Source organism: Bacillus sp. TE9106W (assembly GCF_054062215.1).
In genome coordinates this window covers 207418-229328 of record NZ_JBSSFA010000004.1, presented here as the reverse complement: position 1 = coordinate 229328, position 21911 = coordinate 207418, and the positions used below count along the sequence as shown (strand labels likewise).

General features: G+C 37.0%; 22 protein-coding genes. 21 read left to right on the top strand and 1 reads right to left on the bottom strand.

The genetic code is table 11. The annotated features are described in order from the left end of the window. Positions 1 to 24: 24 nt before the first annotated feature. The 16 genes from ACVWY7_RS10110 to spoVM all read left to right on the top strand — a co-directional run bounded on the left by ACVWY7_RS10110 (position 25) and on the right by spoVM (position 15194). Positions 25 to 900 carry a YicC/YloC family endoribonuclease gene (locus tag ACVWY7_RS10110; RefSeq protein WP_000564120.1) on the top strand — a complete coding sequence of 292 codons (876 nt, stop codon included), beginning with the start codon at positions 25 to 27 and terminating at the stop codon, positions 898 to 900. Positions 901 to 967: 67 nt separating this feature from the next. Further along, positions 968 to 1231, top strand: coding sequence for an extracellular matrix/biofilm regulator RemA (remA, locus tag ACVWY7_RS10105; RefSeq protein WP_001251456.1), 264 nt, complete (start codon positions 968 to 970; stop codon positions 1229 to 1231). A gap of 13 nt (positions 1232 to 1244) precedes the next feature. After that, positions 1245 to 1862: a guanylate kinase gene (gmk, locus tag ACVWY7_RS10100; protein ID WP_001257738.1), complete on the top strand. Its 618-nt coding sequence runs from the start codon at positions 1245 to 1247 to the stop codon at positions 1860 to 1862. A 2-nt stretch (positions 1863 to 1864) separates the two neighbouring features. Continuing rightward, positions 1865 to 2077, top strand: a complete 213-nt coding sequence (gene rpoZ, locus ACVWY7_RS10095) for a DNA-directed RNA polymerase subunit omega (RefSeq protein WP_000933970.1) — start codon at positions 1865 to 1867, stop codon at positions 2075 to 2077. 172 nt (positions 2078 to 2249) lie between these two features. Beyond that, positions 2250 to 3455 carry a bifunctional phosphopantothenoylcysteine decarboxylase/phosphopantothenate--cysteine ligase CoaBC gene (coaBC, locus tag ACVWY7_RS10090; protein ID WP_456523770.1) on the top strand — a complete coding sequence of 402 codons (1206 nt, stop codon included), beginning with the start codon at positions 2250 to 2252 and terminating at the stop codon, positions 3453 to 3455. Next, positions 3452 to 5857, top strand: coding sequence for a primosomal protein N' (gene priA / locus ACVWY7_RS10085; RefSeq protein ID WP_456523769.1), 2406 nt, complete (start codon positions 3452 to 3454; stop codon positions 5855 to 5857). Before coaBC ends, priA begins: the two co-directional genes overlap by 4 nt. 11 nt (positions 5858 to 5868) lie before the next feature. Beyond that, positions 5869 to 6339, top strand: a complete 471-nt coding sequence (gene def, locus ACVWY7_RS10080; RefSeq protein ID WP_000279468.1) for a peptide deformylase — start codon at positions 5869 to 5871, stop codon at positions 6337 to 6339. Between the two features lie 23 nt (positions 6340 to 6362). Further along, the gene (gene fmt, locus ACVWY7_RS10075) at positions 6363 to 7307 is read left to right on the top strand and encodes a methionyl-tRNA formyltransferase (protein WP_000598790.1); all 945 of its coding nucleotides are present in this window, start codon (positions 6363 to 6365) and stop codon (positions 7305 to 7307) included. After that, positions 7304 to 8638, top strand: coding sequence for a 16S rRNA (cytosine(967)-C(5))-methyltransferase RsmB (gene rsmB / locus ACVWY7_RS10070; RefSeq protein ID WP_001249680.1), 1335 nt, complete (start codon positions 7304 to 7306; stop codon positions 8636 to 8638). The genes fmt and rsmB overlap by 4 nt, the downstream gene beginning before the upstream one ends. Before the next feature lie 4 nt (positions 8639 to 8642). Next, positions 8643 to 9731, top strand: a complete 1089-nt coding sequence (gene rlmN, locus ACVWY7_RS10065; RefSeq protein ID WP_000450543.1) for a 23S rRNA (adenine(2503)-C(2))-methyltransferase RlmN — start codon at positions 8643 to 8645, stop codon at positions 9729 to 9731. 4 nt (positions 9732 to 9735) lie between these two features. Continuing rightward, on the top strand, positions 9736 to 10488 hold the full coding sequence (locus ACVWY7_RS10060; protein WP_000648699.1) for a Stp1/IreP family PP2C-type Ser/Thr phosphatase: 753 nt from the start codon (positions 9736 to 9738) through the stop codon (positions 10486 to 10488). Between the two features lie 8 nt (positions 10489 to 10496). Then, complete coding sequence (prkC, locus tag ACVWY7_RS10055; RefSeq protein WP_000904759.1) at positions 10497 to 12470, top strand: serine/threonine protein kinase PrkC; 1974 nt, start codon at positions 10497 to 10499, stop codon at positions 12468 to 12470. 268 nt (positions 12471 to 12738) lie between these two features. Then, positions 12739 to 13620: a ribosome small subunit-dependent GTPase A gene (gene rsgA, locus ACVWY7_RS10050; protein ID WP_001113935.1), complete on the top strand. Its 882-nt coding sequence runs from the start codon at positions 12739 to 12741 to the stop codon at positions 13618 to 13620. A gap of 2 nt (positions 13621 to 13622) precedes the next feature. Next, entirely contained in the window at positions 13623 to 14267 is a 645-nt protein-coding gene (rpe, locus tag ACVWY7_RS10045; RefSeq protein WP_456523768.1) for a ribulose-phosphate 3-epimerase, read from the top strand. 99 nt (positions 14268 to 14366) lie between these two features. Then, positions 14367 to 15047 carry a thiamine diphosphokinase gene (locus tag ACVWY7_RS10040; protein WP_025388434.1) on the top strand — a complete coding sequence of 227 codons (681 nt, stop codon included), beginning with the start codon at positions 14367 to 14369 and terminating at the stop codon, positions 15045 to 15047. A 66-nt stretch (positions 15048 to 15113) separates the two neighbouring features. Next, positions 15114 to 15194 (top strand): stage V sporulation protein SpoVM, encoded by an 81-nt coding sequence (gene spoVM / locus ACVWY7_RS10035; RefSeq protein ID WP_001213599.1) that lies wholly within the window; start codon positions 15114 to 15116, stop codon positions 15192 to 15194. 73 nt (positions 15195 to 15267) lie between these two features. On the opposite strand, the gene rpmB is transcribed toward spoVM, so the two are convergent. Next, complete coding sequence (gene rpmB, locus ACVWY7_RS10030; RefSeq protein ID WP_000124776.1) at positions 15268 to 15456, bottom strand: 50S ribosomal protein L28; 189 nt, start codon at positions 15454 to 15456, stop codon at positions 15268 to 15270. Positions 15457 to 15834: 378 nt separating this feature from the next. Here rpmB and ACVWY7_RS10025 point away from each other — a divergent pair, with 378 nt between their 5' ends. From ACVWY7_RS10025 to plsX, 5 genes are all read left to right on the top strand, one after another. Further along, positions 15835 to 16197, top strand: a complete 363-nt coding sequence (locus tag ACVWY7_RS10025; RefSeq protein ID WP_000021109.1) for an Asp23/Gls24 family envelope stress response protein — start codon at positions 15835 to 15837, stop codon at positions 16195 to 16197. A gap of 22 nt (positions 16198 to 16219) precedes the next feature. Next, the gene (locus ACVWY7_RS10020) at positions 16220 to 17896 is read left to right on the top strand and encodes a DAK2 domain-containing protein (protein ID WP_000027136.1); all 1677 of its coding nucleotides are present in this window, start codon (positions 16220 to 16222) and stop codon (positions 17894 to 17896) included. Between the two features lie 289 nt (positions 17897 to 18185). Further along, entirely contained in the window at positions 18186 to 20234 is a 2049-nt protein-coding gene (gene recG, locus ACVWY7_RS10015; protein ID WP_001006884.1) for an ATP-dependent DNA helicase RecG, read from the top strand. Between the two features lie 88 nt (positions 20235 to 20322). Further along, the gene (gene fapR / locus ACVWY7_RS10010) at positions 20323 to 20916 is read left to right on the top strand and encodes a transcription factor FapR (RefSeq protein ID WP_000747352.1); all 594 of its coding nucleotides are present in this window, start codon (positions 20323 to 20325) and stop codon (positions 20914 to 20916) included. Beyond that, the gene (gene plsX, locus ACVWY7_RS10005; RefSeq protein WP_000684108.1) at positions 20913 to 21905 is read left to right on the top strand and encodes a phosphate acyltransferase PlsX; all 993 of its coding nucleotides are present in this window, start codon (positions 20913 to 20915) and stop codon (positions 21903 to 21905) included. Before fapR ends, plsX begins: the two co-directional genes overlap by 4 nt. Positions 21906 to 21911 lie beyond the last annotated feature (6 nt).

The window sequence follows — 21911 nt, the reverse complement described above, 5'->3', positions numbered from 1 at the left end:
TTCATGGCTTGGATGTGATAAAAAATGATTTGTAGTATGACAGGATTTGGAAGGTCGAAAGTAGAAAGTGATACTTTTCAAATTACAGTAGAAATGAAATCGGTGAACCACCGTTTTCTAGAGATGAGTATTCGACTACCGAAGCAGATGATGGTATTTGAAGACAAAATTCGTAAAATAATTGCACAGCAAGTTCGCCGTGGACGCATTGAAGTGTCTATTAGTATAGCGGGTGAAGGGCTTGTTGAAAGAAAATTAAGTGTGAATTGGTCGCTTCTTGAGCAGTACCAATCGATTATGGAAGATATAAAAGGGAAATTTCAATTACAAGATTCTATTACACTCGAGCAATTAATGGCAATGCCAGAAGTAACAGCGATTGAAGAGGTAGAAAACGTAAATGAACAATTTGAGAACAGTTTATATGAGGCTGTTCGCCAAGCTGCTCATATGTTAAAAACGATGAGAGATGGCGAAGGAGAACGATTACATAAAGATATAGCGTATCGTTTACAAGAGATTCACAATTGTGTAAATGCAATTATTCCGCATGCACCAATTGTTACACAAAAATATCGTGAACGATTAGAAAATCGCTTAAAAGAATTACATAATCAAGATCTAGATGAACAAAGATTGCTAACAGAAGTTGCAATCTTTGCTGAACGTTGTGATATTCACGAAGAGTTAGTTCGTTTGCAAAGTCATTTAGAACAATTCCGTGAAACACTGCAGATTGAAGAACCTGTTGGAAGGAAAATGGATTTCATCGTGCAAGAGATGCATAGAGAAATTAATACGATTGGTTCTAAGGCAAATGACTTAACAATTTCAAAATATGTTGTAGAAATGAAAAATAACCTTGAAAAAATTCGTGAACAAGTACAAAATATTGAGTAGCTTTCAAAAAATATATAAAGTTATACGTGGTGGAGAAATCGGATAGACTTACTAGGAGGCGCAAACTATGGCCATGCGGTTTTTAAATATTGGATACGGAAATATTGTATCTGCTCATCGAATTATTGCTATTGTAAGTCCGGAGTCAGCTCCTATTAAACGAACAGTACAGGAAGCACGTGAACATAATGCTTTGCTTGATGCTACGTATGGGAGAAAAACAAGGGCGGTTATTGTTATGGATGATGGGCATGTTGTATTAAGTCCAATTCAGCCAGAGACGATTGCACATCGTTTGAATAATAAAGAAGATTTAAGTGAGGAAGGGTAGGTTTTACATATTTATGAGAAGTAGAAGAGGATTGCTCATCGTTCTTTCAGGACCTTCTGGTGTTGGGAAAGGAACGGTTCGAAAAGAGCTGTTTAGTCATGAGGATACACGTTTTCAGTACTCCATTTCAGTAACGACACGTAAGCCACGTGAAGGTGAAGTGGATGGTGTGGATTATTTCTTTAAAGAGAGAGAAGAATTTGAAGAAATGATTCGTAATGAAAAATTACTTGAGTGGGCTGAGTTCGTAGGTAATTATTACGGAACACCAATTGACTATGTTGAAAAAACATTGCAAGAAGGAAAAGATGTATTCTTAGAAATTGAAGTGCAAGGAGCAATTCAAGTTAAGAAAGCTTTCCCAGAAGGTGTATTTATTTTCTTAGCACCTCCAAGTTTATCTGAACTAAAGAACCGAATTGTCGGTCGTGGTACAGAAACTGAAGATGTTATTGAAAATCGTTTAACGGTAGCGAAAGAAGAAATTGATATGATGGACGCTTACGACTACGTTGTAGAAAACGACCAAGTTGAACTAGCTTGTGAAAGAATTAAAGCAATTGTGGTTGGCGAACATTGCCGCCGCGAAAGAGTAGCAAAATATTATAAAGAAATGACGGAGGGTCTATAATTATGTTAAATCCATCAATTGATTCATTATTAACAAAAATCGATTCTAAATATACACTTGTAACAGTGGCTGCAAAACGTGCGCGCGAAATGCAACTTGCTAATAACTGTGTTGTAGAAAAACCAGTTTCTCATAAATGTGTAGGTAAAGCATTAGAAGAAATCGATATGGAAGCGTTAAGCTACGTACCAAGTGAAGATAAAGTAACTGAATAAGACTTTGTCTTCGACAATTTAAAACATAGACTTTATAATTTTCTATGTAACGGTAACAACCTATTTACAAGTAGGTTGTTATTTTTTTACGGTAGGGAAGAAATATTGATACTGATGAGCTGATAATCTTGTTTCAGTATTATAAGTTTGAAAAAGAAAGAGGACGAGCCATATGCTAAAAGGGAAAAAGATACTTTTATGTGTAACAGGAGGCATTGCGGTCTTTAAAGCGGCTGCGTTAACGAGTAAATTGACACAAGCTGGTGCTATTGTAAAAGTAATGATGAGTGAGTCGGCAATGAAGTTTGTTACACCTCTTACATTCCAGGCACTTTCTCGCCATGATGTATATACGGATACATTCGATGAGAAAGATTCAGCTGTTATTGCTCATATCGATTTAGCAGATTGGGCAGATGTTGTACTTGTTGCACCTGCTACAGCCAATTGTATTGGAAAGCTAGCTAACGGCATTGCAGATGATATGATTACAACTACTTTGTTAGCTACTACAGCCCCAGTGTGGATTGCACCTGCTATGAATGTGCATATGTATGAAAATAAAATTGTTCAAAAAAATATGATGACGTTAAAAACGTTAGGATATACATTTATTGAGCCTGGAGAAGGTTTTTTAGCGTGTGGTTATGTAGCGAAGGGAAGATTAGAAGAACCTGAAGCGATTATTGCACGGTTAGAAGAGGTTTTTTCAGAACAAAAACCATTGCAAGGAAAAAGGATATTAATAACTGCTGGTCCAACTCGTGAAAAGATTGACCCAGTCCGTTTTATGACTAATTTTTCTTCTGGAAAAATGGGATATGCGATTGCGGAAGTGGCAGCGAACTTAGGCGCTGAAGTCATACTCGTTTCTGGACCGACAGCATTAAATCCACCATTACATGTAACTACAGTGCAAGTGGAATCTGCACAAGATATGTTAGAGGCAGTCATTCAACATTATCAAAACGTAGATGTTGTCATTAAAACAGCAGCAGTTGCAGATTATCGTCCGAAATATGTACATGATAATAAAATGAAAAAGAAAAATGGCGATGCTGTAATTGAACTCGAGAGAACAGTAGATATTTTAAAAACGTTAGGTGAGAAGAAAGATAAACAGTTACTTATCGGTTTTGCGGCTGAAACGACAAACGTAGAGGAATATGCAACGAAAAAATTACGTGAGAAAAATGCGAATATGATTGTTGCGAACGACGTAAAGGCGCAAGGAGCTGGATTTGGTACAGATACAAACATTGTAACAATGTATAGAAAAGATGGAGAAGTTATAGAGTTGCCACTTTTAACGAAGAAAGAGGTTGCTCGTGAAATATTAAAGCAAATTGAGATGATGTTAGAAGATGATCGTCTATGAAATTTGCAAGTGTAATTGTTGATGTACCAGCACGTCAGACAGATCGACCATTTGATTATATTATCCCTAAAAAATGGGAAGATATTGTTCAGACGGGCATGCGTGTAGTAGTTCCGTTTGGTCCAAGGAAATTGCAAGGTTTTATTATTGGGATCAAAGATTCGGTTGAAGTAGAAAGTAAGAAGTTAAAGACAATCCATGAAATATTAGATGTAACACCTGTATTAAATGAAGAATTGTTAAAGCTCGGATATTGGCTTACAAGTGAAACGTTATGTTATATGATTTCAGCATTTCAAGTTATGCTCCCGACGGCCATAAAAGCAACATATAAAAAACGTCTACAGCTTCGCAAACAAGAAGAAGTAGCACCTGAACTACTATTTTTATTTCAGGACAAAGAAGCGATAGATTGGGAAGCGATTGAGACACAGCCACATCTATACCGCACGATTCAACAAGAAATTAAACATGGCACGATTGAAGTCGTTTATCAAGTAAAAGATAAAGTACAAAAGAAGAAACAAAGAGTTGTTCAACCGGAGTTGCCAGAAGATAAATTAGAATTGGCAGCATTTGAACTGAAAAGTAAAAAACAACAAGATGTCCTCTATTATTTTGTGGAAAATTATAAAAGTGTGCCGTTGAAAGTAATAACAGAAGAGTTGCAAATAACAGATGCTCCGATTAAAGCACTTGTTAAAAAGGGGCTACTCTCAGAAAAGTATGTGGAAGTATATCGGAATCCGTATGACGATGACGATTTTGAACAAACGAAACCATTCCCACTTACTGAGGAACAAAAGCAAGTTATTACACCGATTTTATCATCAATTACAAATGAAACTTACAATCCATTTTTACTATATGGTGTTACAGGAAGCGGAAAAACAGAAGTATATTTACAATCTATAGCAGCGGTGCTCGAGAAAGGAAAAGAAGCTATTGTACTTGTTCCTGAAATTGCACTAACGCCTCAGATGGTAGATCGTTTTAAAGGTAGATTTGGCTCACAAGTTGCGGTTCTTCATAGTGCGCTGTCTGTTGGAGAAAAATATGATGAATGGCGTAAGATTTTAAGAAAAGAAGTGAAAGTTGTAGTTGGTGCACGTTCAGCTGTATTTGCTCCTTTTGAAAATTTAGGGATTATTATTATTGATGAGGAACATGAATCGAGTTATAAGCAAGAAGATAATCCGAGGTATCATGCAAGGGATGTAGCTGTGTGGAGGGGACAATATCATAAATGTCCTATCGTTCTTGGTAGTGCAACACCGACGCTTGAATCATTTGCAAGAGCGAAAAAAGGTGTGTATGAATTACTGACGATGGAAAAACGTATGAACGAACAAGCTTTACCGACAGTAGAGATTGTTGATATGCGTGAAGAACTTCGTGACGGGAATCGCTCCATGTTTTCAAAGGCACTGCATGAAAAAATAGCAGATCGATTAGAAAAGAAAGAACAAATGGTGCTCTTTTTAAATAGAAGGGGGCATTCTACATTTGTTATGTGCCGTGATTGCGGGTACGTTGTACAATGTCCGCATTGTGATATCTCACTAACATATCATAAAATGAACCATCGTTTAAAATGCCATTATTGCAGTTACGAAGAAAATATGCCGACTGCGTGTCCTGCTTGTCAAAGTACATACATTCGTTTCTTTGGTACGGGTACGCAAAAGGTAGAAGAAGAAATTACAAAACTATTTCCAGAGGCACAAGTCATTCGAATGGATGTAGATACGACGAGTCGTAAAGGGATGCATGAGAAATTATTAAAGGCGTTCGGGGAAGAAAAAGCAGATATATTACTTGGAACACAAATGATTGCGAAAGGGTTAGATTTTCCGAAAGTAACGCTTGTTGGGGTTTTAACTGCTGATACGATGCTTCATTTACCTGATTTTAGGGCGAGTGAGAAGACTTATCAGTTATTGACGCAAGTAAGTGGACGAGCAGGCCGACATGAATTGCCAGGGGAAGTCATAATTCAAACGTATACACCAGAACATTACAGTATAGAGTTAGCAAAGAACCAACAATACGATGTGTTTTTTGACCAAGAAATGCAAATGAGACGAACGAGACAATATCCACCTTATTACTATGTTGTACTTGTGACGGTATCTCATCCGGAATTATTGAAGGCAGTACAAGTGACGGAAAAAATTGTCGGTCATTTACGATCGCACTGCACAGAGCAAACAATGGTGTTAGGACCGGTTGCTTCAGCAATTCCAAGGATAAAAGATAGATATCGTTATCAATGCATGATAAAATACAAACGGGAACCAAACTTAAAGAACGTGCTCAAAATGGTAAATGAACATTATCAAGCAGAAATGCAAAAAGAGCTACAAATCTCAATTGATTTTAATCCAACAATGTTAATGTAGCGGAGGGAAATATGGCAGTTTTAGAAATAGTAAAGCATCCAAATGAAGTGTTAGAAACACCTTGTGAAAGAGTAATTAACTTTGATAAAAAGTTAGTGAAATTGTTGAAAGATATGCATGAAACAATGTTAATTGCGGACGGAGTCGGTTTAGCTGCGCCTCAAGTAGGGGTAAGCTTGCAAGTGGCGGTAGTTGATATCGGTGATGATACGGGGAAAATCGAGTTAATCAATCCATCGATACTAGAAAAACGTGGTGAACAAGTAGGTCCCGAAGGCTGTTTAAGCTTCCCGGGACTTTATGGTGAAGTAGAACGTGCGGATTATATTAAAGTACGTGCACAAAATCGCAGAGGCAAAGTATTTTTACTAGAAGCAGAAGGGTTTTTAGCGCGTGCAATTCAACATGAAATCGATCATTTACACGGTGTGTTATTTACATCGAAAGTGACAAGATATTATGAGGAAAACGAATTAGAATAGGTATTAAAAGGAGCGGTTTTTAAATGATAAAAGTAGTATTTATGGGAACACCGGACTTTTCAGTGCCGGTGCTTCGTCGTCTTATTGAAGATGGCTATGATGTAATAGGTGTTGTGACGCAACCAGATCGTCCGGTAGGTAGAAAAAAAGTATTAACACCTACACCTGTCAAAGTGGAAGCAGAAAAGCATGGTATCCCGGTCTTACAGCCGTTAAGAATTCGTGAAAAAGACGAATATGAAAAAGTATTGGCATTAGAGCCAGATTTAATTGTAACAGCTGCGTTCGGTCAAATTGTACCAAATGAAATTTTAGAAGCACCGAAGTATGGTTGTATTAACGTCCACGCTTCTTTACTTCCTGAACTTCGTGGTGGCGCACCAATCCATTATGCAATTATGGAAGGGAAAGAAAAAACAGGTATTACAATTATGTATATGGTAGAAAAATTGGATGCTGGTGATATCTTAACGCAAGTAGAAGTGGAAATTGAAGAGCGTGAAACGACAGGTTCGTTATTTGATAAGTTAAGTGAAGCAGGGGCACATCTTCTATCTAAAACAGTACCTTTACTAATTCAAGGTAAGTTAGAACCAATTAAACAAAACGAGGAAGAAGTAACGTTTGCATATAATATAAAACGTGAACAAGAGAAAATTGATTGGACAAAAACAGGTGAAGAAGTATACAATCACATTCGCGGATTGAATCCATGGCCAGTTGCTTATACAACTTTAGCAGGACAAGTTGTTAAAGTATGGTGGGGAGAAAAAGTACCTGTAACGAAATCAGCTGAAGCGGGTACGATTGTTGCGATTGAAGAAGATGGTTTCGTTGTAGCAACTGGTAATGAAACGGGTGTTAAAATTACTGAATTGCAACCTTCTGGTAAAAAGCGTATGAGTTGTTCGCAATTTTTACGTGGCACAAAACCTGAAATTGGAACGAAGTTAGGAGAAAATGCATGAGACAAAATGTTCGTGAATTAGCTCTTGATGGTTTAATTCAAGTAGAAAAAAGTGGTGCATACAGTAACTTACTTTTAAATAATCTAATTGAAAAAAGTACAATTGATAGAAAAGATATTGGTTTATTAACTGAAATTGTATATGGAACAATCCAACGTCGTGACACATTAGATTATTATTTACAGCCTTTTTTAAAAAAGAAAGTTGAAGCATGGGTAAGAGTATTACTTCGCTTATCTTTATATCAAATGATTTATTTAGACCGAGTGCCCGAAAGAGCGGCTATTCATGAAGCGGTTGAGATTGCAAAGCGTCGCGGACATAAAGGCATTGCTGGTATGGTAAACGGTGTATTACGTTCGATTCAAAGAGAAGGTGTACCTTCTGTAGATGAAATCAAAGATCCAGTAGAACGTTTGGCAATTGCAACAAGTCATCCAGTTTGGCTTGTTCAAGAGTGGACTGCTGAATATGGTTTAGAAACTGCTGAGAAAATGTGTGAAGTGAACATGTTACCGCCTGTACCAACAGCGCGTGTAAATGTTGATAAAATAACAGTAGAAGAAGCAATTACATTATTGGCTAGTGAAGGTATAGAAGCGAAGCGTGGCGATTTATCAGATGATGCAATTCAAATTGAAAAAGGAAATGTAGCGCACACAGATGCGTTTAAAAAAGGTTTTCTTTCTATTCAAGATGAAAGTTCTATGCTGGTAGCACGCGCTCTAGAACCAGATGAGGGAGATGTAATTCTTGATAGTTGTGCTGCTCCAGGCGGAAAAACAACGCATATTGCAGAGCGATTAAAAGGAACTGGTCAAGTCATGTCCCTTGATTTACATGCACACAAAGTACGCTTAATTAAACAACAAGCAGAGCGACTTGGTCTAGAAAATGTCGAAACTAAGGCATTAGATGCTAGAAAAGTGCAAGAACACTTTGCAAATGAAACATTTGATAAAATATTAGTAGATGCCCCATGTTCTGGATTTGGTGTAATTAGACGTAAGCCTGATATTAAGTTAGGTAAAGATAAAGGCGATAGTGAAAGATTATCGATGATCCAATTTGCAATACTAGAAAAAATCGCACCGTTATTAAAACAAGGTGGTCGCCTTGTTTATAGTACGTGCACAATTGAGAAAATAGAAAATGAACAAGTAATAGAACGATTTTTACAAGAGCATCCGGAGTTTGAGTGGGATACTACGATAAAAGAGCGTATGCCAGAAAAGCTAAGTCCGTATATGGATGAAGGTCAAGTACAAATTTTACCGCATTATTTTGCAACAGATGGCTTTTATATTGCTTGTTTAAGGAAGAAGGTGTAGCATCGTGGAAACGACTGTGAGAAAACAAAAGAAAAACTTAGAAACGAAAAAACCATCAATTTACTCTTTACAACTTCATGAAATGCAAGATTGGTTAAAGGAGCAAGGAGAACCAAAGTTCCGTGCTGGACAAATTTTTGATTGGTTATATAAAAAACGTGTAAAAAATTATGAGGATATGTCAAACCTTTCTAAAGGATTGCGTGAAAAATTGTCGAATTCCTTTGATATTACTACTTTAAATACGTTAGTAAAACAAACGTCTTCGGATGGAACAATTAAATTCTTATTCCAATTATATGATGGATATTCTATTGAAACGGTATTAATGCGACATGAATATGGAAATTCCATTTGTGTAACAACACAAGTAGGTTGTCGTATTGGTTGTACGTTCTGTGCTTCAACGCTTGGTGGTTTAAAGCGAAACTTAGAAGCTGGAGAAATTGTAGCGCAAGTAGTAGAAGTGCAACGTGCACTTGATGAATCAGAAGAACGTGTAAGTTCTCTTGTCGTTATGGGAATTGGAGAACCATTTGATAACTACGATAATTTAATGGGATTCTTACGCATCATTAACCATGAAAAAGGACTTCATATTGGCGCGAGACATATGACAGTTTCGACAAGTGGAATCATTCCAAAAATTTATAAGTTCGCTGAAGAAGACTTACAAATTAATTTTGCGATTTCACTGCATGCTCCAAACTCAGAATTACGTTCAAAATTAATGCCGATTAACCGTGCTTATAAGCTACCTGATTTAATGGAAGCTATTAAATACTATGTAAATAGAACAGGGCGTCGTATTACTTTTGAATATGGACTATTTGGAGGAGAAAATGACCAAGTTGAGCACGCTGAAGAACTTGCTGCGCTCTTAAAAGGTGTAAAATGTCATGTGAACTTAATTCCGGTAAACTACGTACCTGAACGTGATTATGTACGTACGCCACGTGAACAAATTTTCTTATTTGAAAAAACGTTGAAAGATCGTGGAGTAAATGTAACGATTCGCCGTGAACAAGGTCATGATATTGATGCAGCCTGCGGTCAGTTGCGTGCGAAGGAGCGCAAAGAAGAGACGAGGTGACGAGATGAAAGCCGTGTTTCTATCAGATAAAGGAAAAGTTCGTCAACATAATGAAGATAGTGCAGGAGTTTTTCACAATTTAGATGGAAATATTTTAGCGGTAGTAGCAGATGGAATGGGAGGTCATCGAGCTGGTGATGTAGCGAGCTCGATGACCATTCAATTATTCCATGATTATTGGAAGCAAACGCATAATATGAATGAGCCAAAAAAAGTAGAAGAGTGGTTACATACTAGTGTTGGGATAATTAATGAGCGTATATATGAGTACTCTAAGCAACATGTAGAATGTAATGGTATGGGAACAACACTTATAATAGCAATTTGTACGCCGAGCTTTGTGACAATAGGTCATATAGGGGATAGTCGTTGTTATATGGTATCAGAGGGAGAAATCTCGCTTGTAACGGAAGATCACTCACTTGTAAATGAACTTGTGAGACATGGTGAAATTTCAAAAGAAGACGCAGAATATCACCCGAAAAAGAATGTTTTATTAAGGGCATTAGGAACAGAAGAGAGAGTTGGATTAGATGTTAAAACATTGGTGCTAGAGGAAGATGATCAGCTACTTCTTTGCTCTGATGGATTATCTAACAAAGTTTCTATTGCTGATATGCAACAAATTTTACAGTTAAATGAACAGCTAGAAACTAAGGGACAACGTCTCATTCAATTGGCGAATGATCGTGGCGGGGAAGATAATATCACCCTTGTTCTGATTGATTATGCGGGTTCGACAAACGAAAGTAGGTGAAGTGCAACGTGCTGATTGGAAAACGCTTAAATGACCGTTATAAGCTGCTGAAAATGATTGGTGGCGGTGGAATGGCCAATGTGTATTTAGCTCATGATGATATACTGGGCCGGGATGTAGCGGTGAAAATATTAAGACTCGACTATTCAAATAACGAAGAGTTTATTAAACGTTTCCATCGAGAAGCGCAGTCTGTTACAACGTTGTCGCATCCAAATATTGTGAATATGTATGATGTCGGAGAAGAGGATGGTATATATTATCTTGTAATGGAGTATGTACCAGGACAAACATTGAAGCAATACATAATTGAGCGAGGGATGTTACCTATTGGAGAAGCTCTTGACATAATGGAGCAGTTAACATCCGCCATGGCACACGCCCATCATTTTGAAATTGTGCACCGTGATATTAAACCGCACAATATTTTAATTCGAGCTGATGGAGTAATAAAAGTAACAGATTTTGGAATTGCGACAGCTACAAGTGCAACAACAATTACACATACAAATTCAGTACTCGGTTCGGTGCATTATTTATCACCAGAACAAGCACGCGGTGGGATAGCAAATAAACAATCAGATATTTATTCCCTAGGGATCGTTATGTTTGAGTTGTTAACAGGAAGACAACCTTTTTCTGGCGAATCTGCTGTTGCTATAGCTTTAAAACATTTACAAAGTGAAATTCCATCTCCAAAAAGATGGAATGAAAATATTCCTCAAAGTGTCGAAAATATTATATTAAAGGCAACTGCGAAAGATCCATTTCATCGATATCAATCTGCCAATGCGATGAAACGAGATATTGAAACTGCGCTATATCCAGAGAGGATAAATGAGCAGCCATTTTACATACCGGAAGATATGGAAGCGACAAAAGCGATTCCGATTATTCAACAAGAACAATTATTCGAAAATGTTACTGATGAAACAATTGTTTTAAAAGGAAGTAAAGTGGATGAACAGATAAGAAAAGAAGAAACGGATTTAAGTAAGAAGAAAAAACGAAGTAATAAATGGCTCAAAATTTTAATTACAACATTTTTACTGTTAGCGATTGGAATAACGTTAGCGCTTACTGTTATTCCAGGATTCTTTATTCCAAAAGATGTAAAAGTACCTGATGTGGCTGGTATGAAATATACGACAGCAGTAAATACATTAGTTGAAAAGGGTTTTGAAGTTACGGAACCTAATATTGTATATACAGATGATGTTGAAACCGGTGACGTTATAAAAACAGATCCTGTAGCAGGTAGAGTCGTGAAAGAAAACTCTAAAATTACTATCTATCAATCAGGTGGGAAAAAGAAAAGTAAGATGATTGATTTCACAGGAAAAGATTTAGAGAGTATAAGAACAGAGTTAGAAGAGAAATATAAACAAGTTACAGTATATTATATTGAAGATGATAGGCCGAAAGGTGCAATTGTAGAGCAAATTCCGACGTCTGACCAAATGGTGGTAGAGGCCGAGCAAGAACTGAAAATCTGGGTAAGTAAAGGCCCTTATCAAATTAGACCGGGTGATTTTTCAAGGTGGACTGAAAATAGTGTAACTGGTTATTTGAATGAGAGAAAACTAACTCCAGATATAAAACGAGAGTATTCCGATACTGTTGATAAAGGACTTGTAATTTCGCAATCTCCAAAACCGGGAACGCCGTTAAAAGAAGGGGATAAAGTGACGATTATCATCTCAGAGGGCCCTAAGCCGAAAGTAACGAAAACCGTGAAAGTGGATAATATTTCTATTCCGTATGAGTCTTCTATAATAGGTGAGAAAAAACCGCAAACAATAGAAATTTATAAAGAAGATATGCAACAAAAAATGGATAGACCAATTGAAACTAGAACAATTTCAGAGTCGGCAACTATTTCATTAGAATTTGTAATTCAAGAAGATACAAAAGGACGCTATAAAATTGTAAGAGATGGTGTAACGATTATTGACAAAGAAGTACCATATCCAACACAATAATAATACATTCCACTTTCTTTCTAGAGAGAATGGAATGTATTACTCCTGCCTGTTATGCTGTCTACACATAGTGGACTGTATAACAGGCAAAAATATATGATTCAAAAAGTTATAAAAGTGATACTGTTATAAATAATATTTTAAATTTGATGGTAGATTAAATATATTAACTTATATATATGACGGGTTTTGAAATCTTTATTTAAAGAATAATAATCCATTCAATATGAATTACAGCTTCACTTTATACAGAATAAAGGAGAATTATATGCCAGAAGGAAAAATTGTAAAAGCTCTAAGTGGATTTTATTATGTGCAGCATGAAGAAGGGATTACACAATGTCGCGGACGTGGTGTGTTTAGAAAAAATAAAATTACACCACTGGTAGGAGACCAAGTTGTCTTTCAGGCTGATAATCCAAGTGAAGGATACGTGCTTGAAGTATTTGATCGAAAAAATGAACTTGTTAGGCCTCCTATTGCTAATGTTGATCAGGCAATTCTCGTTTTTTCTGCAGTAGAACCAGATTTTAATCCGGGACTGTTAGATCGATTTTTGGTGCTAATTGAATATCATAACATTAAGCCGATTATTTGCATTAGTAAGATGGATTTAGTGGATGAAAAAATGAGAGAGACTGTTGAAGCTTATGCAAATGACTATCGTGAGATGGGATATGATGTATTATTTACTTCTATAAATACATCGGAAAGTATTGATATTTTAAAACCATTCTTAGAAGGTTGTGTTTCCGTCGTTGCGGGACAATCTGGTGTTGGGAAATCTTCTATGCTTAACGTCTTACGTCCAGAATTAGAACTGAAAACGAATGATATTTCCTCACATTTAGGACGCGGAAAACATACGACAAGACACGTAGAATTAATTGCGATTGGAAGCGGACTAGTTGCAGATACACCTGGTTTTAGTTCACTCGATTTCATAGATATAGAGGTAGAAGATCTTACATATTGCTTTCCAGAGTTGAAAGAAGCGAGCCAATACTGTAAATTTAGAGGGTGTACACATCTTTCTGAACCGAAATGTGCTGTGAAGGCTGCGGTTGAAGAGGGGAAAATTACAGAATATCGTTATAAGAATTATAAACAATTCGTAGAAGAAATTAGAGAGAGAAAGCCGAGGTATTAGTTATGATTAAAATTGCACCATCGATCTTATCAGCAGATTTTTCAAAATTAGGGGAAGAGATTAAAGATGTAGAAAAGGGCGGAGCGGATTACATTCATGTCGATGTAATGGATGGACATTTCGTACCAAATATTACGATTGGACCATTAATTGTAGAAGCGATTCGTCCGATTACATCGTTACCGTTAGATGTACATTTAATGATTGAAAATCCAGATAACTATATTCCGACTTTCGCAAAAGCGGGAGCGGATATTATTACTGTTCATGTAGAGGCGTGCCCTCATTTACATCGTACAATTCAGTTAATTAAATCTCATGGCATTAAAGCAGGAGTTGTATTAAATCCACATACGCCAGTTTCAGTGATTGAGCATGTGTTAGAAGATATTGATATGGTATTACTTATGACAGTAAACCCTGGATTTGGTGGGCAGAAATTTATCCATTCTGTATTACCGAAAATTAAACAAGTTGCAGAAATGGTTAAAGAGCGCAATCTAGACGTGGAAATTGAAGTTGATGGTGGTGTAAACGCTGAAACAGCAAGACTTTGTGTGGAAGCTGGAGCAAATGTACTTGTAGCTGGGTCAGCAGTATACAATCAAAAAGACCGCGGTGAAGCAATTCGTGTCATTCGTGGATAATGAATGAACGAGTCTTTATCCCAGTGAATCTTCTAGTGTAGTAAGTTTTCACTATTTATAAAGGATAGAGAAAAAATATGTAAAAAGGCAATCTACCGACTGGCAGATTGCCTTTTTACAATAGAAGGGGAAGGAAACATGATTATTCATATTTTAGCGGGAGGACCTGCGGAATATTGTGCAGATTTTTCTCGATATGAAAATGAGAAAGTAGTGTGGGCGGCAGTTGATAGAGGAGTATACCGTTTATTAAAAGGCGGGATTACTCCAGCTGTTGCGTTTGGAGATTATGACTCGGTTACTGAAGAGGAATTAGTATGGATGGGGCAACAAACGAATGATTTACATATTGTCCCTCGTGAAAAAGATCAAACGGATTTAGAAATTGCGATCAACTGGGCGTTAGAACAGAAGCCAGCATTAATTCGTATTTTTGGTGCTACCGGCGGAAGACTTGATCACGGTTTAGCGAATATACAGATGCTTTTAAAAGGGTTAGAAGTAGGAATAGAAATGTGTATTGTAGACAATAAAAATGAAATAAGCGTGAAAAAAGTAGGTACACATATAATTGAAGAAAATGAAAATTTCCCTTATGTATCTTTTGTGCCGGTTACTGAAATAGTGGAAGGGATTACATTACTTGGTTTTAAGTATCCCCTAACTAATAAAACAATAGAATGGGGATCGACACTTTGTATTAGTAATGAACTCATTGATGAAAAAGGTACTTTTTCATTTACTTCTGGCATATTAATGGTGATAAGAAGCACTGATTAAAGAAACAATTTTGCTCCTTACATCATATAGTGAACAAGTGGAGTAATGGGGATTAGGAGGGAAACCATGAGATTTTATACAATTAAGTTACCTAAATTTCTTGGTGGAATTGTTCGTGCCATGTTAAATACCTTCAAAAAAGATTAAAAAAAGCACCTATTACCGGTGCTTTTTCCATTTTCATAGTAAAAAAAGAGCCTAGCGGCTCTTTTTTTTATTATTAAACACGTTCGATTTTGCCAGATTTTAATGCTCTAGCAGAAACGTAAACACGTTGAACTTTTCCGTCGATGCGTACGCGAACTTTTTGAAGGTTAGCGCCCCACTTACGTTTTGTAGCGTTCATTGCGTGAGAACGAGAGTTACCAGAACGAGCTTTTCTTCCAGTAATAGCACAAACACGAGCCATTTATATTTCCCTCCCTTGATACCTTACCATACGTAATTTTTCAATGTTAGTCTTTTATGCGATGCTAAAAACACTACTATAATTTAACACAACTAAATAGAGAATGCAACACCGTAGAAAAAAGAAATCAAGAAAAATTACTTGACACTATATGTCAATGAAGAAAAGTTGAAATCAAGAAAAATTGCTTGACATATTATAGTGATACATGTTGTATAATAACAATGGACTATTTTGCTCATCATAAAACAGTGTAGTTTTCAACATAAAATATGAGAGTGAAAAAGAAAGAACGATGGAATTTTCTTTAAAAAGATTATATGATAGTAACTAAAGTAGTCTAACTCACTTTCACCATTTATGAAGGGGGAAAACGAGATGTCAATTGAAATTAAAACGAAGTACGGTCAAATTGATATTAGTACAGATGTAATTGCAACAATTGCTGGAGGTGCCGCGGTAGATTGCTACGGTATCGTAGGTATGGCATCAAAGAATCAGTTAAAAGATGGATTAACAGACATTTTACGAAAAGAAAACTTCACTAGAGGTGTTATTGTTCGTAAGGATGAAGACGAAGTACATATTGATATGTATATTATTGTGAGCTATGGTACGAAAATTTCAGAAGTAGCACATAACGTGCAGACGAAAGTGAAATATACATTAGATCAAACTGTAGGACTAGCAGTAGATTCTGTAAACATCTACGTACAAGGAGTTAAAGTAATAAACTTGTAATGTGCATTAAGGAGGAAAATCTGTGTCAATTCAAAAAATTGATGGAAAACGTTTATCACAAATGATCATGCAAGGAGCGAATAATTTAACAAATAATGTTCAGCTTGTTGATGCATTAAACGTATTTCCAGTTCCAGATGGCGATACCGGTACAAACATGAACTTATCTATGACTTCAGGCGCACGTGAAGTGAAAGCAAACCCTTCACAACATGCTGGTAAAGTCGGCGTAAGTTTAGCCAAAGGATTATTAATGGGAGCTCGTGGTAACTCTGGAGTTATTTTATCTCAGTTGTTCCGTGGTTTCTCGAAATCCATTGAGCAAAAAGAAGAATTAACAACAGTTGATTTTGCTGAAGCTTTAGAAGCTGGAGTAGAAGCGGCTTACAAAGCGGTTATGAAACCGATTGAAGGAACGATTTTAACGGTTGCTAGAGAAACGGGTAAATATGCAGTAACAGTTGCGAAAAAACAGCGCGACTTTGTTTTGTTTATGGAAGACGTTGTGAAAGAAGCAAATGCATCGTTAAATCGTACGCCAGATTTATTACCTGTATTAAAACAAGTTGGCGTTGTAGATAGCGGTGGTAAAGGTCTTGTTGTTGTATACGAAGGATTTTTAGCTGACTTAAAAGGAGAAACAATTTCTTCTGATGCGCCGACGCAACCATCTATGAATGAAATGGTGCGCGCAGAACATCACCGTAGTGTACAAAGCCAATTGAGTACAGAAGATATTAAGTATGGATATTGTACGGAGTTCATGGTGAAATTAGAAGCTGAAAAAGTGAAAGAACATAATTTCTCTGAACAAAAATTCCGTGAAGATATTAGTGTGTATGGTGATTCACTACTAGTTGTATCTGATGATGAAATTGTAAAAGTTCATATCCATGCAGAGCATCCTGGAGACGCTATGAACTACGGACAACGTTACGGTAGTTTAATCAAGATTAAAGTAGAGAATATGCGTGAACAGCATACTGCTTTGTTAGATGAGCCTGCTATGATGCCTGAGCCAACTAGCCAGTCTAAAGAGAAACAACCGTACGGTATTGTAACTGTAGCTATGGGATCTGGTATTAAAACTTTATTTGAAAGCATTGGCGCGACGAAAGTTATCGAAGGTGGCCAAACGATGAATCCAAGTACGGAGGATATCGTGAAGGCAATTGAAGAAGCAAACGCTGAAAAAATCATTATTTTACCGAACAACGGGAATATCGTAATGGCAGCAGAACAAGCAGCGTCAGTTGTAGATCAAGAAGTGATTGTAGTTCGTTCAAAAACAGTTCCTCAAGGTATGGCTGCGATGTTAGCATTTAATCCAGTTGGAACGCTAGAAGAAAATGAAGAAAACATGAAAGAAGCTTTATCTCATGTGAAAACAGGTCAAATTACGTATGCTGTACGTGATACGGAAATAGATGGTGTGGCAATTCAAAAAGATGATTTCATGTGTATCGCAGATGGAAAAATCGTATCAACAAATGCTGAAAAAGTAGGAGCTGCGAAGCAATTACTAGGAGCACTTATTGATGAAGATTCTGAAATCGTAACGATTCTACAAGGTGAAGATGCAACTGACGAAGAAGTAGCTGAATTAGTTGCATTTGTAGAAGAGAATTTTGAAGATGCAGAAGTAGAAGTACATGCTGGAAACCAACCGGTGTATTCTTTCATCTTCTCTGTAGAATAAGAAAAAATTCGTTTTGAAAATAAATGGATTACTTACTTGCTAATGGATAATAAGTAGTAATATGAAGTTTATTACTAGTTTTTATTCAAAAGGCTAGCATATTGAAGATAAAAAAGAGCCTTGCTGCTAATAGTGAGGCTCTTTTCTTTCGTGTTGTTTATGAGGGATTTGAGTAGTTTCTCTTAGAATGCCTATGATAGAATATATAGGGTGAAAGAGAGCGATTACAGATGTCAATCATGTTAATGGATAATGAATCAAAAAAATAATGTGACGGAGCGTGAGAATCTTGAATGAAGTTGTACAAGTTCCCGTTACGGATGTAAAGGGAATCGGAGGAGAAACATCTGAATTACTACACGAGATGGGAATTTATACAGTTTCTCATCTATTAGAACATTTTCCGTACCGTTATGAAGACTATGCGATGAAAGATCTTGCTGAAGTAAAGCATGATGAACGTGTAACAGTAGAGGGGAAAGTTCATAGTGCTCCTTTACTGCAATATTATGGGAAGAAGAAGTCGCGTCTTACGGTTCGTGTCCTCGTAGGTCGTTATTTAATTACAGCTGTATGTTTTAATAGGCCGTACTATAAGCAGAAGTTAAATTTAGATGAAACGGTAACGATTACTGGTAAATGGGATCAGCATCGTCAAACGATTGCGGTATCAGAACTTCATTTTGGACCGGTTGTACGTCAACAAGAAGTAGAGCCTGTGTACTCAGTGAAAGGGAAACTTACAGTAAAACAGATGCGCCGTTTTATTGCACAAGCGTTAAAAGAGTATGGAGATTCTATAGTTGAAGTGTTACCTGATGGATTGCTAAGTCGATATAAATTATTGCCACGTTATGAAGCGCTTCGGGCGTTGCATTTTCCAACAGGTCAGGAAGATTTGAAGCAAGCGCGTCGCCGTTTTGTATATGAGGAGTTTTTCTTATTTCAGTTAAAAATGCAAACGTTACGGAAAATGGAGAGGGAAAATTCGAAAGGGACGAAAAAAGAAATTCCTTCAGAAGAATTGCAAGAGTTTATCGATGCTCTTCCGTTTCCGTTAACTGGTGCGCAACGCCGAGTTGTAGATGAAATTATGAAAGATATGACATCTCCTTATCGAATGAATCGTCTGTTGCAAGGTGATGTAGGTTCTGGTAAAACGGTGGTTGCTGCAATTGGTCTTTATGCAGCAAAATTAGCACATTATCAAGGTGCTTTAATGGTTCCAACAGAAATTTTAGCAGAACAACATTATCAATCGCTCGCAGAGACGTTCTCGCACTTTGGTATGAAGGTTGAATTGTTAACAAGTTCAGTTAAAGGTGTGAGACGCCGAGAGATTTTGGCAAAATTAGAACAAGGAGAAATAGATATCCTTGTTGGAACACATGCTTTAATTCAAGATGAAGTGATCTTTCATAGGTTAGGTCTCGTTATTACTGATGAACAACATCGATTTGGTGTAGCGCAGCGACGAGTTTTACGTGAGAAAGGTGAAAGTCCAGACGTATTATTTATGACAGCGACTCCGATTCCACGTACGTTAGCAATTACTGCATTTGGAGAGATGGATGTTTCTATAATCGATGAGATGCCAGCTGGTAGAAAGGTAATTGAAACATACTGGGCAAAACATGACATGTTAGATCGTGTTCTCGGTTTTGTAGAGAAAGAGATAAACAAAGGAAGACAAGCATATGTTATTTGTCCCCTTATTGAAGAATCTGAGAAACTGGATGTGCAAAATGCAATCGACTTACATAGTATGCTGACTCATCATTATCAGGGTAAATGTCAAGTTGGTTTAATGCATGGAAGATTATCATCTCAAGAAAAAGAAGAGATAATGGGACAATTTAGTGAAAATAAAGTGCAAATTCTTGTATCGACAACAGTTGTTGAAGTAGGTGTGAACGTACCGAATGCGACTGTAATGGTTATTTATGATGCAGAGCGTTTCGGTTTATCGCAGCTTCATCAGCTAAGAGGACGTGTTGGGCGTGGTAGTGAACAATCGTATTGTTTATTAATCGCGGATCCAAAATCGGAAACGGGAAAAGAAAGAATGCGTATTATGACCGAAACGAATGATGGATTTGTATTGTCAGAAAAAGATTTAGAGTTAAGAGGTCCTGGAGATTTCTTTGGGAGTAAGCAAAGTGGTTTACCAGAATTCAAGGTTGCTGATATGGTACATGATTATCGGGCGTTAGAAACAGCTAGACAAGATGCGGCGTTACTAGTAGATTCAGAAGCATTTTGGCATAATGATCAATATGCGTCGTTGCGTACGTATCTTGACGGGACAGGTGTGTTCCAGGGAGAGAAGCTCGATTAAAGGGAGGCGACAAAAGTTTTTGTTGCATTCTACTTTTAATGATTATATACTACTGTTAGTACCTAGTCATAAAAATGGATGGTGCGGTATGAAAAAAAGAAGAAGTAAAAAAGAAAGACAAGAATTATTACAACAAACTATAGAAACGAATCCTTTTATTACGGATGAAGATTTAGCAGAGAAATTTCAAGTGAGTATACAAACTGTACGTCTCGATCGTATGGAATTATCTATTCCTGAACTAAGAGAAAGAATTAAACATGTAGCTACAAAGCAACATGAAGAAGATGTGAAATCTTTACCGTTAGAAGAGGTTGTCGGAGAAATTATTGATATAGAATTAGATAGACATGCGATTTCTATCTTTGAAGTGAAGGTAGAACACGTATTTAAAAGAAATCAAATTGCTCGTGGGCATCATTTGTTTGCACAAGCAAACTCACTAGCTGTTGCGGTTATTGATGAAGAATTAGCTTTAACCGCAAAGTCTACCATTCGATATATTCGTCCTGTAAAATTAGGAGAGCGTGTTGTTGCAAAAGCGCGCGTGGAAGATGTAGAGAATGATAAAGGGCGGACGGTTGTCAAAGTGCGTAGCTTTGTTGGAGAAGAACTTGTTTTTACAGGCACTTTTGAAATGTATCGATCAAGTAATTATAGTGAGGAAGGTAACAACTTATGAAAATCGCAATAGATGCAATGGGCGGCGATCATGCTCCAAAGGCTGTCGTACTAGGAGCAATGAAAGCTATTAAGGAATATTCTGATTTACATATTACGTTAGTAGGGAAAGAAGAGGAAATTCGTCAATACTTAACGAGTGAAGAACGAATTACTATACTTCATACAGACGAAAAAATCGAATCGACAGATGAACCAGTAAGAGCGGTTCGTCGAAAAAAACAAGCTTCAATGGTACTTGCGGCGCAGCAAGTGAAAGACGGCGTAGCGGATGCTTGTATATCAGCTGGAAGTACAGGTGCTTTAATGGCGGCTGGATTGTTTGTTGTAGGTCGTATGGAAGGAATTGAGCGACCAGCTTTATCCCCTACAATGCCAACTGTTGATGGAGAAGGTTTTGTTATGTTAGATGTTGGAGCGAACGTTGATGCAAAACCAATTCACTTATATCAATATGCAGTAATGGGATCTGTATACGCTGAGAAAGTAAGAGGAATTAAAAATCCTCGCGTCGGACTTTTAAATGTTGGGACAGAGGATGGCAAAGGAAACGAGCTTTCAAAACAAGTCTTTGCAATGCTTAAAGATGCGCCAATTAATTTTGTTGGAAACGTTGAATCAAGAGACTTGTTACAAGGTGTAGCAGATGTTGTTGTATGTGATGGTTTTACAGGTAATGTAGCGCTAAAATCTTTAGAAGGAACAGCACTTGCATTATTCTCTATGTTAAAAGAGCAGTTAATGAGTTCGTTTACGAGCAAATTAGCAGCCGCGGTATTAAAACCAAAACTTATGGTATTAAAAGATAAAATGGATTATTCGGAGTATGGAGGAGCGGCATTATTTGGATTGAAAGCTCCTGTCATTAAGGCTCACGGTTCTTCTAATGATCAATCGATATTTAGTGCGATTCGTCAAACGAGAGAAATGGTAGCGAAAGAAGTTATTCCTACTATTTCAAGCGTAATGGAGAAAGAGCCACTCCAATAAGAGGAG